Genomic DNA, 15,052 nt, shown 5'->3' with positions numbered 1-15,052 from the left:
TGATCCGGGTGATCCGCGCGGGAGACATCACCGCCTGCCACGAGTACCGATGCCGAGCACCCTGCCGCGGGCGTCCAGCGCCTGGACCTGGAGGTACGGCGCCGAGGCCGAGGCGCCGGGCAGCGCGATGGCGGTGTCCAGGCCGTTCCACGCCGCCTCCGCGACCGGTTTCACGGCCTTCGGCGTCGGACCGGCGAGGACGCGCCAGCGGGCGACGCCCGTCGCGCCGTTCCAGACCGCGTGCACGGTGCCGCCCCGCGTCATCACGGTCGGTGGTGTGGACGGCCGGCCGTTCCACGGCATCCGGTACATCCGGTAGGTGATCGTGCCCCTGGGGAGCGCGGCCTCGAACAGACTGCTCCCGTCAGGGGCGAACTCCGAGATCCGGCCGGCCGAGCCCCAGCCCACCGCGGTGTCGCCGTTCGGTAGTTCCTGAGCGTTGCCCTGGATGGCGACGGACCTGTGCCGGGGCTGCACGATCTGCCTGACGAGCGTCGCCGTCCTGGCCACGGGATCGAGTTCGATCCAGGCGACGCGCGCCGCGTGCCGCTTCTCGAGGGTTCCGTTGTCGAAGACTCGGATCAGGTTCTCCCCGGCCCAGTGTGCGTCGTGCTGCCCGCAGAACCGCACGCCGGGTCCGAGCCGGAACGTGCTGTGCCGCCCGCCCAGCCGCCAGATGATCCGCCCGGTCCGCCGGTCGACCTCGTAGAGGGTGCACGTATTCATGGCCGAGATGAGCAGGTCGCCGTCGCGGCCCTCCTCGACCGAATTGAGGTGCAGGTAGTCGAAGGGACGGGACTCTCGCGGCTTGAGTCTGTGACGGTGGTACTCGGTGACCGGTATGTGCTCCGCGCCGCTCCAGCGCCACAGGGTCCGGCCGGTCGTGAGATCGACCTCCCTGAGGATCCCGTCGCGGACGGTGTCGTTTCGGGCGCCGCCGATCGGTGACAGGTCCATTCGCCGACGCCGGGCGTCGATGACCAGCGCGGTGTTCCTCGGCGTGATCTGCAATTCGTGCGGGTCGGCGAGATGCTCGAGCCTGGCGATGACGTGATAATGCGCATCGGCGATGTATCCGGTGCCGTGATAATCGAAAACATGGGGATCGCCCCGGAGGGCGCCCTGAAACCAGGTCAAGACCGGTCGCCCCCGATAGCGCTGAACGCGCAGGTCGGTCATGAAATGCCGGGCCGGGACCCGCCTGAACCAGACCGGCCGTCCCCGCCCGTCGAGGATTTCGCTACCGTCCCTCGGCCCGGGGGGCAGACTCTGCGGAGTTATCAATATCATTCCCGGCGCCGTCCCCGGCCGGTCCCGCAGAACACGAAGCCCGGGCACCGACGGAATGGGCCGCTGCGCGGCGCCGGGGCCGCGCGACACGGCATGCGACGATCCGGCATCGATCATCGTCAGGCCGAGCACGGAGAACGTCACCGCCCCGCCGAGTACGCGAACGGACGATCGCGGCTTCTTCCGGAAGGCCGGCTTCGCATGCATGCCCATAGGACCGTTCGTGACAAAGGAGTGCCGCTCATATCATGCGATCGAAGTTCGTACCTGCCCGGGCGGTTCCCCCGAAAAACCCTGCCGGTGACACCCTGCACGAGATTTGGGCGAGAGCGAACGGCTCAATGGCGAATGAATTACTCGAGTGGCCGAGCGGGTCCCCGACTGCGTCGGGGACCCGGGCACCCGTCAGGCGGTCACGGCCGTGATCGCCTGGGAGAGGGCGGCGGGGACGTCGTCGATCAGCAGGTGGCGGCGGTCGCGGACGATCTGCTTTCCGGAGACCATGACGTGGCGGACGTCGGCGGGTGAGGCGGCGAAGACGGCGGACTCGGCGAGGTGGTCCGGGGCGGCGCCGGCGAGCCGCACGGAGTTCAGGTCCACGGTGACGAGGTCGGCGTACGATCCGGGTTCGATGCGGCCCGCCTCGGGCCAGCCGAGCGCCGAGTGGCCGCTGCAGGTCGCCGCGGCCAGGAGCTCCCCGGCGGTCCAGTGGCCGCGCCTGCGGGTGCGGAGCCGCTCGTCGAGTTCGACGGCGCGGGCCTCCTCGAACAGGTCGATCATCGCGTGCTGGTCGGAGCCGAGGGAGAGCGATGATCCGGCGCCGACCAGGTCGCGGGCGGGCCCGATGCCGTCGGCCAGGTCGCGTTCGGTGGTCGGGCACATGCACACGCCGCTCTGGCTCGCGCCGAGCAGGCCGATGTCCTCGGCGGTGAGGTGGGTGGCGTGGACGGCGATGGTCCGGCCGCCGAGCGCCCGTTTGTCGGCCAGCAGCTGCGTCGGCGTCAGGCCGTACGTCTCCAGGCACGCCTCGTTCTCGGCGGGCTGCTCGGACAGGTGCACGTGGAGCGGGGCACGGCGCTTGCGGGCCCACTGGGCGACGGTCCGGATCTGGTCGCCGGGGACGGCGCGTACGGAGTGGATGGCCGCGCCGATCCGGGCGTGGCCGTCCGCGCGCAGTTCCGAGACCCGGTCGGCCCAGGCGTCGGCGGTGCCGTCGCCGAACCGCAGCTGCGGGCCCTCCAGGTCCTTGCCGATGCCGCCGGTCAGGTAGCAGGCGTCGAGCAGCGTGATCCGGATGCCGGCCTCGCGCGCGGCCTGCAGGAGCGCCTCGCCGAAGGCGTTCGGGTCGGCGTACGGGGTGCCGCCGGGGGCGTGGTGGACGTAGTGGAACTCGCCGACGCAGCTGATCCCGGCCAGGGCCATCTCGGCGTAGACGGCACGGGCCAGCGCGAGGTAGGAGTCCGGGTCGAGGCGGGCCGCCACCTCGTACATGTGGGTGCGCCAGGTCCAGAAGGTGCCCCGCCCTGCCTGGACCCGTCCGCGCAAGGCCCGGTGGAAGGCGTGGGAGTGCACGTTGGCCAGGCCGGGCAGGGTCAGGCCGGGCAGGCGTTCGGCCTCCGGCGGCGCCGGCACGCCGGGCGTGATCCGGGCGAACCGCTCCCCCGCGATCTCGATGAGGACGTCGGCCGCGACGCGGTCGCCGAGCCAGGCGTGTTCGGCGTGCAGTTTCATCGGGTGACCAGGTCCTCCAGGACGGTGGCGAGCGCCTCGACGCCGGCGAGGCAGTCGCCGGTCTCGGCGTGTTCCTCGGGGGCGTGCGAGACACCGGTGGGGTTGCGCACGAACAGCATCGCCGTCGGGACGTGCGCGGACAAGATCCCCGCGTCGTGCCCCGCGCCGGTCGGCAGGACCGGTGCGCCGCCGAGCGTCGCGGCGAGCCGGTCGCGCAGCCCGGTGTGGAAGTCGACGACCTCGGTGTAGGACTCCTCGGCCAGCGCGACCTCGACGCCGTGCTCGCCGGCGGCCTTCTCCGCGGCGGCGTGGATCTCGGCGACCGTCGCGCGTACGGCGGCGTCGTCGGGCGCGCGGGTGTCGAGCCAGGCCCGTACGAGGGACGGGATGGCGTTGACGCCGTTCGGGGTGACGTGGACCTTGCCCATCGTCGCGACCGCCTCGTGCCGGGCGGCGGCGTCGCGGGCGGCCAGGATCGTGTGCGCGAACGGCAGCATCGGGTCCCGCCGGTCCCGCAGCAGCGTGGTGCCGGCGTGGTTGCCCTGGCCGGTGAAGTCGAACCGCCAGCGGCCGTGCGGCCAGATCGCGCTCGCCACCCCGACGGGAACCTCCAGGGCCCGGCCCTGTTCGACGTGGAGTTCGACGAAGCAGCCGATGCCGGTGAGCAGGTCGGGGTCGGGTCCGATCGCCTCCGGGTCGCGGCCGTCGGCGGCCATCGCGTCGGCCCAGGTGACCCCGTCGGCGTCGCGCAGGCCCCGGGCCCGTACCGGGTCGATGGCGCCGGTCAGCAGGCGCGAGCCGAGGCAGGCGACACCGAACCGGGCGCCCTCCTCCTCGGCGAAGACCGCGACGCCGAGCGGACGGGCCGGGGTCACGCCGCGCTCGCGCAGGAGGTCGATCGCGGCGAGGGCGGACACGACGCCGAGCGGCCCGTCGAACGCGCCGCCGTCCGGCACGGAGTCCAGGTGGCTGCCGGTCAGCACGGCGTCCCGTCGCTCACCGGGAACGTCCAACCAGGCGAAGAGGTTGCCGTTGCGGTCCTCCTCCAGGGTCAGGCCGCGCCGGCCCGCCTCCTCGGTGAACCAGGCGCGGCACTCCCGGTCGGCGGCCGTCCAGGAGTACCGCCGGTGGCCTCCGCCGGAGACCCGCCCGATCGGCAGCAGGTCCCGCCACATCTCTTCGTAGCCCATCGCCTCTCCTCACGCGAGCGCCGCTCCGCCCACGAAGGGCGGGCGGAGCGGCGGGAACGCCGGTCTACTGCTCCTGCATCGGGACGCGGACGCCGCGCTCGGCCGCGACCTCGGCGGCGCGGTCGTAACCGGCGTCGACGTGCCGGATGACGCCCATGCCCGGGTCGTTGGTCAGCACCCGCTCCAGCTTCTGAGCCGCGAGCGGCGTGCCGTCGGCCACCGACACCTGCCCGGCGTGGATGGACCGGCCGATGCCGACGCCGCCGCCGTGGTGGATGGACACCCAGGACGCGCCGGAGGAGGCGTTGACCAGGGCGTTCAGCAGCGGCCAGTCGGCGATCGCGTCGGAACCGTCGGCCATGCCCTCGGTCTCGCGGTACGGCGAGGCGACGCTGCCGGAGTCGAGGTGGTCGCGGCCGATGACGATCGGCGCGCTGATCTCGCCGGTCTCGACGAGCTTGTTGAACTCCAGGCCGGCCCGGTCGCGCTCGCCGTAGCCGAGCCAGCAGATCCGCGCGGGCAGGCCCTGGAAGTGGACCTTCTCCCCCGCCATGCGGATCCAGCGGGCGAGCTGCTCGTTCTCCGGGAACAGGTCGAGGATCGCCTTGTCGGTACGGGCGATGTCCTTCGGGTCGCCGGACAGCGCCGCCCAGCGGAACGGGCCCTTGCCCTCGCAGAACAGCGGCCGGATGTAGGCGGGGACGAAGCCGGGGAAGTCGAACGCGCGGGTGTACCCGGCGAGCTGGGCCTCGCCGCGGATCGAGTTGCCGTAGTCGAAGACCTCCGCGCCGGCGTCCTGGAAGCCGACCATCGCCTCGACGTGCGCGGCCATCGACTCGCGGGCCCGGGTGGTGAAGCCCTCGGGGTCCTTGGCGCGCTCGTCGGCCATGTCCTCGAACGCGACGCCGCGCGGCAGGTACGTCAGCGGGTCGTGCGCCGAGGTCTGGTCCGTGACGACGTCGATCGGCGCACCCATCTCCAGCAGCTTCGGCACGATGTCGGCGGCGTTGCCGAGCAGGCCGATGGACAGCGGGCGTCGGGCGTCGCGGGCCTCGACGGCCAGGCGCAGCGCCTCGTCGAGGTCGTCGACGCGCACGTCGCAGTACCGGTGCTCGACACGGCGGTCGATGCGGGACGGGTCGCACTCGATACAGATAGCGACGCCGCCGTTCATGGTGACGGCGAGCGGCTGCGCGCCGCCCATGCCGCCGAGCCCGGCGGTGAGCGTGATCGTGCCGGCGAGGGAGCCGCCGAACCGCTTGGCGGCAACGGCCGCGAACGTCTCGTACGTGCCCTGCAGGATGCCCTGCGTGCCGATGTAGATCCACGACCCGGCGGTCATCTGGCCGTACATCGTGAGCCCGAGCGCCTCGAGCCGCCGGAACTCCTCCCAGGTCGCCCACTGCGGGACGAGGTTGGAGTTGGCGATGAGCACGCGCGGCGCCCACTCGTGGGTGCGCATGACGCCGACCGGCTTGCCGGACTGGACGAGCAGCGTCTCGTCGGCCTCCAGGGAGCGCAGCGAGCGGACCATCGCGTCGAACGCGTCCCACGAGCGCGCCGCCCGCCCGGACCCGCCGTAGACGATCAGCTCGTCGGGGTGCTCGGCGACCTCCGGGTCGAGGTTGTTCATCAGCATGCGCAGGGCGGCCTCCTGCTGCCAGCCCTTGGCGCTCAGCGTCGTGCCGCGCGGCGCGCGTACGGGACGAGGACCCATGGTGTTCTCCTTACTCAGGCCAGCGGGCCGGTGACGGCTTCGGCGGCGGCGACGAGGGAGCCGTCGCGGACCAGGTCCACGGCGGCGGCGATCTCGGGTGCCAGGTAGCGGTCGGGGCCGGGGGCGGGCACCCGGGTGCGCAGGGCGGCGACGACCGCGCCGGTGGCGGGGCCGGGGCGCAGCGGCGCCCGCAGGTTCAATGCCCGGGCGGCGGTGAGGATCTCGATGGCGACGACACGGGTCAGGCCGTCGACGGCCCGCCGCAGCTTGCGGGCCCCGCTCCAGCCCATCGAGACGTGGTCCTCCTGCATGGCGGAGCTGGGGATCGAGTCCGCGCTCGCCGGGACGGCGAGCCGCTTCAGCTCCGAGACGATGCCCGCCTGGGTGTACTGCGCGATCATGTGCCCGGAGTCCACGCCCGGGTCGTCCGCGAGGAACGCCGGCAGCCCGTGCGAGCGGGCGGGGTCGAGCATCCGGTCGGTACGGCGTTCGGAGATCGAGGCGACGTCGGCGACCGGGATGGCCAGGAAGTCCAGGACGTACGCGACGGGCGCGCCATGGAAGTTGCCGTTCGACTCGACCCGCCCGTCGGGCAGCACGACCGGGTTGTCGACCGCCGAAGCCAGTTCGCGGGAGGCGACGAGGGCGGCGTACTCCAGGGTGTCGCGGGCGGCGCCGTGCACCTGCGGCGAGCAGCGCAGCGAGTACGCGTCCTGCACGCGCGTGCAGTCCGGGCCCCGGTGCGACTCCATGATCGCCGAGTCGGCGAGCAGCGCCCGGAGGTTCGCGGCGCTCACGGCCTGGCCCGGGTGCGGCCGCAGCTCCTGCAGGTCGGCGGCGAACACCCGGTCGGTGCCGAGCTGCGCCTCGACGCTCATCGCGGCGGCGACGTCCGCGGCCCTGAACACGCGGCGCAGGTCCTCGATGGCCAGCACGAGCATGCCGAGCATGCCGTCGGTGCCGTTCAGCAGGGCGAGGCCCTCCTTGGCGACGAGGCTCAGCGGTTCGATCCCGGCCTCGGCCAGCGCCTCGGCGGCGGGGCGCAGCCGTCCCTCGGCGTCGCGGACCTCGCCCTCGCCGATCAGCGCGAGCGCGACGTGCGAGAGCGGGGCGAGGTCGCCGGAGCAGCCGAGGCTGCCGTACTCGTACACGACGGGCGTGATCCGGGCGTTGAGGAGCGCGGCGAGGGTCTCGGCGGTCACGGGCCGCACTCCCGTACGGCCGGTGGCGAGCGTGCTCAGCCGCAGCAGCATCATCGCCCGGACGACCTCGGCCTCCACCTCCGCGCCGGAGCCGGCGGCGTGCGAGCGGACGATGTTCAGCTGGAGCCGGGCCCGAAGGTCCTCGTGGATGTGCCGGGTGGCCAGCGCGCCGAACCCGGTGGAGATGCCGTACGCGGGCGTCGGCCGGGCGGCGAGCTCGTCGACGTGCGCCCGTGCCGCGGCGATCGCCTTGAGCGCCTCTTCGGTCAGCGCGATCCGCGCACCGTACCGGGCGACGGCCACGACCTGGTCGAAGGCGAGCGGACCCACTCCGACCTCGACACACGCATCACTCGTCGTTTCCATACGCCCATTGCACTCGACCGGTCCGCGTGACGGGGACCGGGGGGCGACGGTGGTGTCTGAGATGCGAGACTCTTGGGAGGAGGGGGGCGAGGATGGCGGCCGAGCAGGTGCCCGCGGCGCGGCGCGCGCTGGCCGTCCTCCGCCTGCTGGCGTCCTCGGCCCGGCCGCTCGCCGCGTCCGCGATCGCCCGCGAGCTGTCCCTGCCGAGGTCGAGCACCTACCACCTGCTCACCGCCATGGCCGAGGACGGCTTCGTCACCTACCTTCCGGAGGACCGGCTCTGGGGCCTCGGCGTGACGGCGTTCGAGATCGGCTCGGCGTACCTGCGGCAGGGCCCGCTCGAACGGCTCGCCCGCCCCCTCCTCGTACGCCTCGTGGACCGGCTCGGGGAGATCGGCCAGCTCGGCGTGCTGCACGGCGCCGAGACGCTGTACCTGCTGAAGGAGCAGCCCCGGCACCATGCCACGCTCGTCACCGACGTGGGCGTACGGCTCCCGGCGTACCTCACCGCGAGCGGCCGGTCGATGCTGGCGCACCTTCCGGCCGCGCAGGTCCGCGCGCTGTTCCCCGGCGAGTTCGTGACCCGGACCGGCGCCGGGCCGCGGTCGCTGCGCGAGCTGCGCCGGGCGCTCGCCGAGGACGCGCGGCGCGGCTGGGCCGTCGAGGACGGCCACGTGACCGAGGGCTTCGCCAGCATCGCCGCGTGCAGCTTCGACCACGTCGGCCGCCCGGCCGCCGCGATGGCCGTGACCTTCCGCCGCGAGACCCACGACGAGGAGGAGTGGCCGGACCTCGCCGCCCGCGTCCGTGAGGCCGCCGCCGAACTCACCCGCCGCCTGTCCGGCCACGCCCCCGCCTGAACGGCGGGATATCCGGTCGACCACGCCACCCGTGATCGTTAACCTGGGTGGTCCCTGCGGCTGCTGAACCCGGGGAGCACGTCGCCGGAGGAGTCCGGCGACCGTCCCGTGCGCCATCGACTCGCGATGGCGGCGACATCGACCCATGTCCTCACCTCAGCGGCCACCAGGAAGGCTTCCATGACGACCGTCAAGCGGCGCGGTGCCGCCTCACTCTCCCCCGACCCGCGGCTCGTCCGCGTGGACGACCACTGGCTCACCCTGCCCAACCCATGGCACATCTCCGTCGACATCTGCGCGGGCCCGGAGGTGCCGATCGAGTCCAGCGCGGTCGACGAGATCCTCACCGTGCTGGAGACCGCCGGCACCCTGGAGCGGCTCGCGGCGGCGACCGGGCATCCCGGGGCGGCCGTCGACCGGGTCGCGCTCACCCCCGACCTGCACAAAGGGGCGGGCATCCCGATCGGCACCGTGCTGCGGACCCGCGGCGCGCTGATCCCGCAGGCCGTCGGCAACGACGTCAACTGCGGAATGCGGCTGGAGACGACCTCGCTGACCGTCGACCGGGTACGCCCGCACCTGGACGCCGTCGAGCGGCGGCTCCGGCACCTGTTCTTCGAGGGCGGCCGCCGGATCGCCCTGTCCGGCGTGCAGCGCGAGGCGCTGCTGCGCGACGGCCTGCCCGGCCTGCTGGACGCCGGGAGCCCGCCCGCCGACGGGGTCTGGTCGGCGCTGCGGCCGGGCGACGCCGACCCCGGACGGCTGCACGCGGCGCGGTATCCGACCACGACCGCGGACGCGTTCCGGGACTGGATCGAGAGCGCGGGCGGCACCAGCTACGACAGCATCATCGGCAGCGTCGGCGGCGGGAACCACTTCGCGGAGCTGCAGTACGTCGCGGCCGTGCACGATCGGCAGGCCGCGTACGCCTGGGGCCTGTCGGCCGGCCAGGTGGTGCTGATGGTGCACAGCGGCTCCCTGTCGCTCGGCCACCAGGCGAACGCCACGGGCCTGGAACAGGCGAGACGGATGTGGCTGGCCGGCGTCCCGATGCCGGACAACGGAATCCTGCCGCTGCTGCTGGACGAGCGATCGGAGCCGGCGCGGCGGCGTTACCTGGACGCGTTCGGGAACGCGGCGAACTTCGCGGTGGGCAACCGGTTCTTCCTCGCCCTGATGATGCGGGCCGGGCTCGCGGCGGAGTGCGGGGAGGTGTCGGGCCAGGTGATCTACGACGCTCCGCACAATCTGCTCTGGCCGGACGGCGATGACCAGGTGGTGCACCGGAAGGGCGCGACCCCGGCGGGCGGGTACGCCGAGACGGCCGGCGGGCCGTACGCCCTGTGGGGCGAGCCCGTCATCGTGCCCGGCTCGATGGGCGCGGCGAGCCACGTCCTGCGCGGGCACGGGAACCCGCGGACGCTCGCGAGCGCCTGCCACGGCGCGGGCCGGCGCGTACCACGCGGCGCCGCCGCACGCGGGAACGACGCCGACCTCGACGCCTTCCTGCGGGAGTTCCGGGTCGTGACACCCCTTGACCACCGCGACCCGGCCGTCACCCACCGGTCGGACGTGATGGCCGCGTGGCGCCGCGACCTCAAGCAGGAGGCGCCCTGGGTCTACAAGGACATCGGCCCGGTCGTCTCCAGCCTGAGCCGCGCGGGCGTCGCCGATCCGGTGGCCGAGCTCCGGCCGCTCCTGACGGTGAAGGGCTGACCGGAGACATCAGTGCCGAGGATTCTCGTCCTCCCAGGCCTGAGAATCCTCGGCGCTGATGTCACGGCCGAGCTGTCGCCGGGAGGGGCGGGCGGCCGGTGCCGAAGACCCACGACTGGAAGAAGGCGCTGAGGTCCTGGCCGGAGATCCGGGTCGCCAGGGCGGTGAAGTCGCGGGTGGTCGCGGTGCCGTGGCGGTGCTCGGCCGTCCAGGCGCGGAGCAGGGCGAAGAACCTCTCGTCGCCGATCTTCTCGCGGAGGAACTGCAGGGCCATCGCGCCGCCGTAGTAGACGCGGGGGCCGGAGTTCTCGTCGGGGGCCTTCGGATCGGCCAGCACGACCTGCCACATCGGAGAGCCGGCCGGGTACGCCTCGTAGACCTGCCGGGCCTGCTCGGCCGCCGGCCGCCCGCCCTTGACCTCGTCCCAGTACCAGGTGGCGAAGGTGGCGAAGCCCTCGCTGAGCCAGATGTCGTTCCAGGCGCGGATGCCGACGCTGTCGCCGAACCACTGGTGGGCCAGTTCGTGCGCGACCGTCCCGGCGGAGTCGACCTGGGAGTAGACCGGGCGCGTCTGCGTCTCCTCCGAGAACGGCAGCTCCTTGCCGTCGTAGCTCACCTTCAGCGCGATGGCGCCGGTGGAGTCGAACGGGTAGGGGCCGAACGTCTTCGTCCACAGGTCGGTGACCTCGGCGGTGGTCTTCCAGAAGAACGCCGCCGAGCCCGGCCGGGCCGCCTCCAGCCTCGGATCGACGGCGGTGTACTGCGGGATCCCGCCCGGCGTCGTCCCGGTCCGCACCTGCCACCTCCCGATGTCGATGGTGGCCAGGTAGGTGGACATCGGGTCCTTCTCGCGCCAGGCGAACGTCGTCCGGTCGCCGTCCGTACGTCGCGACACGAGCCGGCCGTTGGCGACGACGCCGAGACCCTGGGGGACGCGCACCCGGAAGTCGAAGGTCGCCTTGTCCGACGGGTGATCGTTGCAGGGGAACCAGGTCGAGGCGCCGTCCTCGACGCTCTGCACGACCGCCCCGTCGTCGGTCGGGACGAAACCGTACGGCGTGTCACCGCCGATGGGCCTCGGTTCGCCGCCGTACGCGACGGTGACGACGAAGGCGGCCCCCTCGGGCAGGCCGTGGCGGGGAGTGACGATCAGTTCCTGTCCCTCGCGGGTGAACCGGGCGTCCGCCCCGTTCACCCGGACGCTCCGGACCGTGAGCCCGCGCAGGTCCAGGTCGAAGCGGGACAGGTCCTGGGTGGCCCGCGCCCGGATACGGACGACGCCGTCGAGCCGCCGGGTCGAGGGGTCGTACGCCAGGTCCAGGGAGTAGTGCCGGACGTCGTACCCGCCGTTGCCCTCCAGCGGGTACCAGGGATCGCCGACGCCGGGGGAACCCGGCCGGAAGACGGGTCCGGCGGAGGCCGGGGAGGCGGCGGCGACCGAGCCCGCGCACGCGAGGGCCGTGCCGAGCGCGACGAGGCGGGAGGTCCGCGGGAGGGAGAAGCGCATGAAGGTCACCTCGAGAGCAGGTGGGGATCGACGCCTTCATGCTTCCGGCCGGCGGGCGCCCGATCGATCGTGCCCGCACGGGGATTCCCGGTTCGGTCCGCCCCACCCTCGTACGCGCGGACGTCTCGGACCTTGCCGCGCTGGAGTGGGCGGCCCACCCGTCGCCATCGCGGTGCTCGCGTGTTCGGTCGGAGCATCCGCGGCAGCGGCCGCGGGGCCGGTCAGAGGGGAAATCCGACTCCGGTGAACTGCTCGGAGAGGTTCCACAGGCGGCGTGCGAGGTCCGTGTCCTGTGCCGGGCCGGAGCGGCCGATGAGTTCTGGGGCGCCGCGCATGTGCGCGAGGTGGTTGGGGCCGGTGAAGCTGTCGGCGGGGAGGTCGGCGACGGCGGCGTACAGGGTCGGCAGCGCGCCGCGCCGGGCGTCTTGGGCCAGCAGCCGGAGCGCGATCGACCACAGGATGTCGGACGGGCGGCGGGGGCCGTCGTGGTGGTAGATGTCGGTCGCGACCAGGCCGGGGTGGGCGGCGTGGGCGCGCACGGCCGATCCGGCGGCGGTCAGGCGACGCTGTAGTTCGGCGGTGAACAGCAGGTTCGCCAGTTTTGAATCGTTGTAGGCGCGGGAGGGCTGGTAGGGCCTGCGTTCCCAGTTGAGGTCGTCGAGATCCAGCCTGGCGTATCGCTCGGCCTGTGAGGCGACCGTGACGACGCGGCCGGTGATGTGCTCGAGCAGCAGGTTGGTCAGGGCGAAGTGCCCCAGGTGGTTGATGCCGAACTTGGACTCGAATCCGTCGGCGGTGCGGGTCAGCGTCGGTCCCGAGACGCCCGCGTTGTTGATCAGCAGGTCGATCGGGCCGTCCCAGCCCGCGGCGAACGACCGCACGGACTCCAGGTCGGCCAGGTCGAGCTCGCGGACCTCGGTGTCGCCCGGTATGGCGGCCGCGGCGGCCTTGCCCTTGCCGGTGTTGCGGACGGCGAGCACGACGCGTGCGCCGGCCGCGGCCAGGGCGTGGGCCGTGGCCTGGCCGATGCCGCTGTTGGCGCCGGTCACGATCGCCGTCGTGCCGGTCATGTCAGGGATGTCGGTAACGTCAAAAGTAGTCACGAGCAACAATGTAGGCACCAACAACAATGCTGTCAACAGATACATTGGGTGTTATGGTGGGGCGCATGTCCGATCGGCCCTACCATCACGGCAATCTGCGCACCGCACTGCTCACCGAGGCCGAGCGGACGTTGCGGGAGCAGGGCATCGAGGCCCTGTCGCTGCGCGACCTCGCCCGTCAGGCAGGGGTGAGCCACGCCGCGCCGCGCCGCCATTTCGCCGACCGGCAGGCGTTGCTCGACGCCCTGGCCGAGAGTGGTTTCGCGCGCATGGGCGAGGAGATGCGCGTGGCGACGGAGGGGGCCGGTGAGGACTGCGGGGCTCAACTGCGCGCGGTGGCCGGCGCCTATGTGCGCTTCGCGACCACAGACGGCGCGCTGCTCGATCTGATGTTCGGCGCCAAGACCGCCACGCGGTCCGCCGGGCTGCGCGCGGCGTCCGAACGCCTGTTCACCGAATTCGGCGATCTGGTCCGCCGATGGCAGCGAGGGGGCGCGCTTCCCCCTGGGGACCCCGAGCGCCTGCGCCTGCTTCTCATGGCCACCCTGCAGGGCATCGCCTCACTCGTCGCCTCCGACCGGGTCCAGGCCGCGCAAGCCGACGCACTGATCACCGACGCGGTCACGCTTTTCGCCCCCTGCCGTCACCCCTGACCTCGGCTCCCGCACGGCGACGTCACTCAGGGCCCTGTAGGCGTCCTGGGCCGGTCAGCGTCGGTTGAGGCGGGGGCGCCGTGCAGGAGGCCGGCGAGGAGTACGTCGACCATGTGGCGGGCGCGGTAGCCGGGGAAGGTGTCGGCGCCGATGCACAGGTTGCCGATGGCGATCATCAGGTCCAGGGGGCGTACGTCCGCGCGGATCTGGCCGGCGTCGGCGGCCGTCCGCAGCAGCCGATCGAGCACCGGGACCAGGCGGTCGACGAACTCGGCGTGCAGGCTCTCCAGCCCCGCCTGATCCGAGTGCAGTGCCTCGGGCAGGCCGTGCTTGGTCACCAGGAAGTCGGTGAATCGGGCCACCCAGGACCGCAGAGCGTCGTAAGGGTTCTCGGGGCCTTCGCCGGAGGCGCCGGCCGGGGTGGCGGCGAGCGCGTCGACCTGGTGGCGGAAGACCGCGACCACCAGATCGGGGCGGGTGGGGAAATGCCGGTAGACGGTGCCCATGCCCACACCCGCCTCGGCGGCGATGTCCCGCACCGGAGCGTCCACCCCGGCACGGGCGAAGACGGCCGCGGCCGCGTCGAGCAGCGTCTGGGCGTTCCGGCGCGCGTCGGACCGCTTGCGCCGATCACCCGGGACCGACGGCGTGTCAGCCGATGACATGCGAACACCTCCAGGCTTGCCAAGCGGAGCGTTGCTCCGTATATTCGAAATCGGAGCGACGCTCCGGAACTGATTGTGCCAGCTCACCCCAAATCATCCCTCCTACTGGCGAGGACCCCTCATGAGTGACACCGCATCACCCCCTGCCGCCGAACCGACCGCGCCGGTCGTCTCGGTCGCACCGATCAGGCTCACCGCCCCCGACCGCGGCCAGGACCTGCTGGTACGGGTCACCGCGCCGACGACCGGCCGCGACCTGCCGGTCGTCGTCTTCTCCCACGGCATGACCTTGACCATGGACGACTACGCGCCACTGGCCGGCTACTGGGCCTCCCACGGATTCGCCGTCATCCAGCCCACCCACCTCGACTCCCTCGGTCTTCCCCCCGACGACCCGCGCACCCCGCACCTTTGGCGCATACGGACCGACGACCTCACCGGCGTCCTCGACCAGCTCGACGCCGTCGAAGCCGCCGTGCCCGGCCTGGCCGGACGCCTCGACCACGACCGCATCGCAGCCGCCGGGCACTCCTGGGGCGCGCAGACCGCCAGCACCCTCGCCGGAGCACGGGTCCTCCAGACCGACGGCACACCCGGCGACACCATGGCCGACCCGCGCGTCAGGGCCACGGTGCTGCTCTGCCTGCCCGGAAACGGCGGCGACGATCTGAGCCCGCTCGCCGCCCAGCACTTCCCCTTCATGAACCCCGACTTCACGGCGATGAAGACGCCGAGCCTGATCGTCGCCGGAGACCACGACGACTCCCCCCTGACGGTCCGAGGCGCGGACTGGTTCACCGACGGCTACCACCTCAGCCCCGGCGCCACCGACCTGCTGACCCTCTTCGGCGCGGAACACGGACTCGGAGGCATCCAGGGCCACCACGACACACGGACCACCGACGAAAACCCCGAACGCGTCGCACTCGTCCAGCAGATCACCCTGGCATACCTGCGCACCGCACTCGGCCTCGACGACAACGCGTGGCCCACCACCCGCGACTCCCTCACCACGGCCGGCAACCCGCTGGCAACGATCGACTCGAAGTGAG

Annotated in this window: 12 protein-coding genes; 4 read left to right on the top strand and 8 right to left on the bottom strand. The window is 72.7% G+C overall.

From position 1 onward, the window contains the following. Positions 1 to 27 precede the first annotated feature (27 nt). The 5 genes from NE234_RS00905 to hutH form a co-directional block, all read right to left on the bottom strand. Positions 28 to 1,137 (bottom strand): arylsulfotransferase family protein, encoded by a 1,110-nt coding sequence (locus NE234_RS00905; RefSeq protein ID WP_252775872.1) that lies wholly within the window; start codon positions 1,135 to 1,137, stop codon positions 28 to 30. A 558-nt stretch (positions 1,138 to 1,695) separates the two neighbouring features. Beyond that, positions 1,696 to 3,021 (bottom strand): formimidoylglutamate deiminase, encoded by a 1,326-nt coding sequence (locus tag NE234_RS00900; RefSeq protein ID WP_252775870.1) that lies wholly within the window; start codon positions 3,019 to 3,021, stop codon positions 1,696 to 1,698. After that, positions 3,018 to 4,211: an allantoate amidohydrolase gene (locus NE234_RS00895; protein WP_252775868.1), complete on the bottom strand. Its 1,194-nt coding sequence runs from the start codon at positions 4,209 to 4,211 to the stop codon at positions 3,018 to 3,020. The genes NE234_RS00900 and NE234_RS00895 overlap by 4 nt, the downstream gene beginning before the upstream one ends. 64 nt (positions 4,212 to 4,275) lie before the next feature. Continuing rightward, positions 4,276 to 5,928, bottom strand: a complete 1,653-nt coding sequence (gene hutU / locus NE234_RS00890) for a urocanate hydratase (RefSeq protein ID WP_252775866.1) — start codon at positions 5,926 to 5,928, stop codon at positions 4,276 to 4,278. Positions 5,929 to 5,942: 14 nt separating this feature from the next. Beyond that, positions 5,943 to 7,496: a histidine ammonia-lyase gene (gene hutH, locus NE234_RS00885; protein WP_252775865.1), complete on the bottom strand. Its 1,554-nt coding sequence runs from the start codon at positions 7,494 to 7,496 to the stop codon at positions 5,943 to 5,945. Positions 7,497 to 7,588: 92 nt separating this feature from the next. Here hutH and NE234_RS00880 point away from each other — a divergent pair, with 92 nt between their 5' ends. Both NE234_RS00880 and NE234_RS00875 read left to right on the top strand, forming a co-directional pair. Beyond that, on the top strand, positions 7,589 to 8,356 hold the full coding sequence (locus tag NE234_RS00880) for an IclR family transcriptional regulator (protein ID WP_252775863.1): 768 nt from the start codon (positions 7,589 to 7,591) through the stop codon (positions 8,354 to 8,356). A 180-nt stretch (positions 8,357 to 8,536) separates the two neighbouring features. After that, positions 8,537 to 10,072 (top strand): RtcB family protein, encoded by a 1,536-nt coding sequence (locus NE234_RS00875; RefSeq protein ID WP_252775861.1) that lies wholly within the window; start codon positions 8,537 to 8,539, stop codon positions 10,070 to 10,072. A gap of 61 nt (positions 10,073 to 10,133) precedes the next feature. Here NE234_RS00875 and NE234_RS00870 read toward each other — a convergent pair whose 3' ends face one another. Both NE234_RS00870 and NE234_RS00865 read right to left on the bottom strand, forming a co-directional pair. Continuing rightward, a complete protein-coding gene (locus tag NE234_RS00870) occupies positions 10,134 to 11,579 on the bottom strand; it encodes a M1 family metallopeptidase (RefSeq protein ID WP_252775859.1) in 1,446 nt (481 codons plus the stop codon). A gap of 221 nt (positions 11,580 to 11,800) precedes the next feature. Beyond that, the gene (locus NE234_RS00865) at positions 11,801 to 12,682 is read right to left on the bottom strand and encodes an oxidoreductase (protein WP_308206818.1); all 882 of its coding nucleotides are present in this window, start codon (positions 12,680 to 12,682) and stop codon (positions 11,801 to 11,803) included. Between the two features lie 65 nt (positions 12,683 to 12,747). Here NE234_RS00865 and NE234_RS00860 point away from each other — a divergent pair, with 65 nt between their 5' ends. Further along, on the top strand, positions 12,748 to 13,335 hold the full coding sequence (locus NE234_RS00860; RefSeq protein ID WP_252775856.1) for a TetR/AcrR family transcriptional regulator: 588 nt from the start codon (positions 12,748 to 12,750) through the stop codon (positions 13,333 to 13,335). Positions 13,336 to 13,361: 26 nt separating this feature from the next. Here NE234_RS00860 and NE234_RS00855 read toward each other — a convergent pair whose 3' ends face one another. Next, the gene (locus tag NE234_RS00855; RefSeq protein ID WP_252775854.1) at positions 13,362 to 14,000 is read right to left on the bottom strand and encodes a TetR/AcrR family transcriptional regulator; all 639 of its coding nucleotides are present in this window, start codon (positions 13,998 to 14,000) and stop codon (positions 13,362 to 13,364) included. 121 nt (positions 14,001 to 14,121) lie between these two features. On the opposite strand from NE234_RS00855, the gene NE234_RS00850 reads away from it, so the two are divergent. After that, entirely contained in the window at positions 14,122 to 15,051 is a 930-nt protein-coding gene (locus tag NE234_RS00850) for an alpha/beta hydrolase family protein (protein ID WP_252775852.1), read from the top strand. Position 15,052 lies beyond the last annotated feature (1 nt).

The organism is Actinoallomurus rhizosphaericola (assembly GCF_024055675.1).
GTDB classification, from domain to species: domain Bacteria; phylum Actinomycetota; class Actinomycetes; order Streptosporangiales; family Streptosporangiaceae; genus Actinoallomurus; species Actinoallomurus soli.
Note: the sequence above shows the minus strand (reverse complement) of the source record. Positions and strands in the feature narration are given on the sequence as shown.

Bases quoted from the DNA above. Each gene is read 5' to 3' on its own strand.
- NE234_RS00900 (WP_252775870.1), bottom strand. From the start codon at position 3,021: ATGAAACTGCACGCCGAACACGCCTGGCTCGGCGACCGCGTCGCGGCC.
- NE234_RS00895 (WP_252775868.1), bottom strand. From the start codon at position 4,211: ATGGGCTACGAAGAGATGTGGCGGGACCTGCTGCCGATCGGGCGGGTC.
- hutU (WP_252775866.1), bottom strand. From the start codon at position 5,928: ATGGGTCCTCGTCCCGTACGCGCGCCGCGCGGCACGACGCTGAGCGCC.
- hutH (WP_252775865.1), bottom strand. From the start codon at position 7,496: ATGGAAACGACGAGTGATGCGTGTGTCGAGGTCGGAGTGGGTCCGCTC.
- NE234_RS00880 (WP_252775863.1), top strand. From the start codon at position 7,589: ATGGCGGCCGAGCAGGTGCCCGCGGCGCGGCGCGCGCTGGCCGTCCTC.
- NE234_RS00875 (WP_252775861.1), top strand. From the start codon at position 8,537: ATGACGACCGTCAAGCGGCGCGGTGCCGCCTCACTCTCCCCCGACCCG.
- NE234_RS00870 (WP_252775859.1), bottom strand. From the start codon at position 11,579: ATGCGCTTCTCCCTCCCGCGGACCTCCCGCCTCGTCGCGCTCGGCACG.
- NE234_RS00860 (WP_252775856.1), top strand. From the start codon at position 12,748: ATGTCCGATCGGCCCTACCATCACGGCAATCTGCGCACCGCACTGCTC.
- NE234_RS00855 (WP_252775854.1), bottom strand. From the start codon at position 14,000: ATGTCATCGGCTGACACGCCGTCGGTCCCGGGTGATCGGCGCAAGCGG.
- NE234_RS00850 (WP_252775852.1), top strand. From the start codon at position 14,122: ATGAGTGACACCGCATCACCCCCTGCCGCCGAACCGACCGCGCCGGTC.